4 protein-coding genes are annotated in these 3,741 nt (G+C 60.1%); 1 reads left to right on the forward strand and 3 read right to left on the reverse strand.

All coding sequences use genetic code 11. The annotated features are described in order from the left end of the window. The 3 genes from AC5DC2_RS21055 to AC5DC2_RS21065 form a co-directional block, all read right to left on the reverse strand. On the reverse strand, positions 1-784 hold a 784-nt coding region (locus tag AC5DC2_RS21055; protein WP_491699901.1), incomplete at its 3' end, for an ABC transporter permease subunit. Between the two features lies 1 nt (position 785). Further along, complete coding sequence (locus tag AC5DC2_RS21060; RefSeq protein ID WP_024707477.1) at positions 786-1,979, reverse strand: amino acid ABC transporter permease; 1,194 nt, start codon at positions 1,977-1,979, stop codon at positions 786-788. A gap of 106 nt (positions 1,980-2,085) precedes the next feature. Beyond that, entirely contained in the window at positions 2,086-3,114 is a 1,029-nt protein-coding gene (locus AC5DC2_RS21065; RefSeq protein WP_491699902.1) for an amino acid ABC transporter substrate-binding protein, read from the reverse strand. 368 nt (positions 3,115-3,482) lie between these two features. Between AC5DC2_RS21065 and AC5DC2_RS21070 the strand changes: the two genes are divergently transcribed. Next, positions 3,483-3,741: PLP-dependent transferase (locus AC5DC2_RS21070; RefSeq protein WP_491699903.1), on the forward strand; the 259-nt coding region annotated here is incomplete at its 3' end.

A 3,741-nucleotide genomic window follows, 5' to 3' on the forward strand; every position in this document is an offset into this window, starting at 1 on the left:
TATAGGCGGAGATGAACAGCGACACGCCGACGATCGCGCGCAGGAACTTGTTGATCGTCATGCCCTCGGGCAGGAACAGCGGCAGCATCACGCTCGCCATGAACAGGATCGTGATCAGCGGCACGCCGCGCACCACTTCGATGAACATGATCGAGAGCGTGCGCACCACCGGCAGTTTCGAGCGCCGCCCGAGCGCCAGCAGGATGCCGAACGGCAGCGATACCGCGATCGCGAAATAAGACAGGATCAGCGTCACCATCAGCCCGCCCCAGGCCGAGGTGTCGACCACCGGCAGGCCGAAGACGCCGCCATAAAGGATGAAGAAGGAGACGAAGGGCAACGCCAGGAACAGCAGAAACGCGTTCCATGCCTTGTACGGCGCCTTTGGCATCAGCATCGGGATCAGCAGGATGGTGAATACCGCGCCGACGAGGATCGGACGCCAGAGTTCGGGGTCCGGATACCGGCCGAATATGATCTGATCCATCTTGTTGCCGATGAAGGCCCAGCAGGCCCCGCTCCATCCGTCAGGCTTGACGCCGCCCTGGGCGATGGTGGCGCAGGCCGCGCGATCGGTCCCGGTCCAGGCGGCGTTGATGAACAGCCAGTCAACGATGGGCGGGATGGCCCAGACCAGAAAGATAATGGCAATGATGGTGAGGACCGTATCCTTGGGGGTGGCGAAAAGGTTGGCCCTCAGCCACTGGATTGCGGTGCCTTCTTTCTTCGGCGCAGGCTGCTGCGCCTGCATTTCCTTTCGGACATAAGCCACGTCTTGCGCCATCTTATCTCTCCACCAGGGCCATCTTGGCATTGAACCAGTTCATGAAGATCGATGTCAGGATCGACAGGGTGAGGTAGATGATCATCCAGATCGTCACGACCTCGACAGCCTGTCCGGTCTGGTTGAGGACCGTTTTGCCGACGGCGACGATATCGGCGTAGCCGATCGCGACGGCGAGCGACGAGTTCTTGGTCAGGCTCAGATATTCGGATGTCAGCGGCGGAATGATGATCCGCATCGCCTGGGGCACGACGATGAGCCGGGTGACCTTGCGGGGATGCAGGCCGAGGGCCGATGCAGCCTCCGTCTGGCCCTTGGCAACGCCCAGAATGCCGCCGCGGATCGTCTCCGCCATGAAGGCTGCGGTATAGAGCGAGAGCGCCAGATAGAGCGACATGAATTCCGGACCGATCACGGCGCCGCCTGCAAGGTTGAAGCGGCCCTTGACCGGAATGTCGAAGGTGATGGGCATGCCGGCGGCGAAATAGGCGCCAAGCGGCAGCAGGATCAGGATGGCGATGGCGGTTCTGACAACCGGAAACTGCTGGCCCGTGGCCATCTGGCGGCGCCTGGCCCAGCTGGCAATGCCGATGACGGCGGCAATCGCCACAATAAGTGCGGCGGCCATCAGCCAGGAACCGGGCCCGAAGATGGGGGTGGGAAAGGCCAGACCGCGATTGTTGAGATAGATGTCGAACGGCAGGGCGAGCGAGTCGCGCGCCGAAGGCAGCAATGACAGAACGCCGGTGTAGAAGAAGAAGATGACGAGCAGTGGCGGAATATTGCGGAATATCTCGACATAGATCTCGCTCAGTCTGGCGATCAGCCAGTTCGAGGAAAGCCGTCCGATCCCCACGATAAAGCCGACGATTGTCGCGGTGATGATGCCCGCCACCGAGACGATGACCGTATTGATGATGCCGACGACAAGCGCCCGGCCATAGGTCATGTCGTTGTTGTAGGCGATCGGCGTCTGCGCGATGTCGAAGCCGGCGCGACTGTCGAGAAAGCTGAAACCGGATGCGATGCCGGCGTTCTGAAGGTTCGTGATGGTGTTGTCTGCGACCCACCAGACAAATCCGACGACCAGAATGACCGTCACCAACTGGTAGACGAAACCTCTGACGGCGGGATTGTATAGAAGTGCGGCAACCCGCGACTCCCCAAAGGAAGCGTTGCTTGTCGTGTCAGCCATGTGTTCCCCGGTTACCGGAAAGTTGTTGCCCGAAAGGGTTCTTGTTCTTGTCGGCGCATGGCGGGTTTCCGCCATGCGCCCGTTTTCAGATTGTCAACAACTTGCCTTAGCGGATCGGCGGACCGTACTGCAGGCCGCCATCGGTCCACAGGGCGTTCAGGCCGCGATCGATCTTCAGCGGGCTTCCCGCGCCGACGGTCTTGTCGAAGACTTCGCCATAATTGCCGACGAGCTTGACGACGTTGTAGGCCCACTTCTCGTCGAGACCGAGGTCGGCGCCGAGCTTGCTGTCGGTTTCAGTGCCGAGAAGGCGCTTGATCCCCGGGTTGTCGGAGGTTTCGACCATTTCGTCGATGTTTTCCGAGGTGATGCCGAATTCTTCGGCGTTCAGCATCGCGTAGTGGACCCACGATACGATATCGCCCCACTGGTCATCGCCCTGGCGGACCGCCGGCCCGAGCGGCTCTTTCGAGATGATCTCCGGCAGGATCACGTAGTTGTCCGGATCGGTCAGCGTCAGGCGGATCGCGTAAAGGCCCGACTGGTCGGTGGTGTAAACGTCGCAACGGCCCTGGTTGAAGGCGTTGTTGACGTCCTCGAGCTGTTCGTAAACGACCGGGTTGTAGTCCATGCCGTTGGCCGAGAAGTAGTCGGCGAGGTTGAGCTCGGTGGTGGTGCCGGACTGCACGCACACGGCGGCGCCGGAAAGCTCCTTGGCCGACGAGACGCCGAGATCCTTCGGCACCATGAAGCCCTGGCCGTCATAATAGTTGACGGTGCGGAAATCGAGGCCGAGCGAGGTGTCGCGCGACAGCGTCCAGGTCGTGTTGCGGCTCAGCACGTCGACTTCGCCGGACTGCAGCGCCGGGAAACGGTCGGTGGCCGTCAGGGCCACGAAATTCACCTTGTCCGGGTCGCCGAAGATGGCGGCGGCGATGGCCCGGCAATATTCGACGTCCAGACCGGACCAGTTCCCCTCGTTGTCGGGCGCGGAAAAGCCTTGCAGGCCTGTGCTGACGCCGCAAGTCAGACTTCCCTTTGACTTCACGTCGTCAAGTGTCGCGGCCGCGGCGCCCTGGGCGCCAAGACCCAAGACCACTGCGCCGACCGCGGCAGACAGAATCGTCTTTTTCATTTTCCCAACCTTTGTTTATCGTTAAAACTTGAAGTTGTCCCTTTGGCCGTAGCCTACGGTCAAGCAGCGACAACTGCCCGCAAACCCCTCGGTGCGAGCATGAGTATCTCAGTCGTAATTTTCCAGATGGTCAATACTCGCCTCCGAAAAATGGTCTGATTTTGTGAAAAACGTCCGTTTTCGTTCAAAAAATGGGCAAGGCGGCAAATTATGGGCAATTTTATGCTGGTAATTCGGGCAGGGTTTCCTTTCATTAGTCTAATCCTTTAGTCGTAATTTGGTTTTCCTCTTTGCGGCTTGACCGGCCGGAAACGACGATTCAAAACAGGCGCGCGACTGCACCGTCCTCAACTCAGCGGAACATGATCATGGCTTCTCAAAAGACCGCCGGCAAAAAGGCCGGAGACAACACCATTCTCGCTCACACGGGCCATGATCCGGGATCGTTCCACGGTTTCGTCAATCCGCCGGTCGTGCACGCCTCGACGGTGCTGTTTCCGGATGCGAAAACGGCTGTCGGCGGTTCGCAGAAATACACCTACGGAACCCATGGCACGCCGACGACGGACGCGCTCTGCGCGGCGCTGAACGAGATCGAGAACGCCGCCGGGACGCTGCTTTACCCCT

This window comes from Martelella sp., from assembly GCF_984369615.1.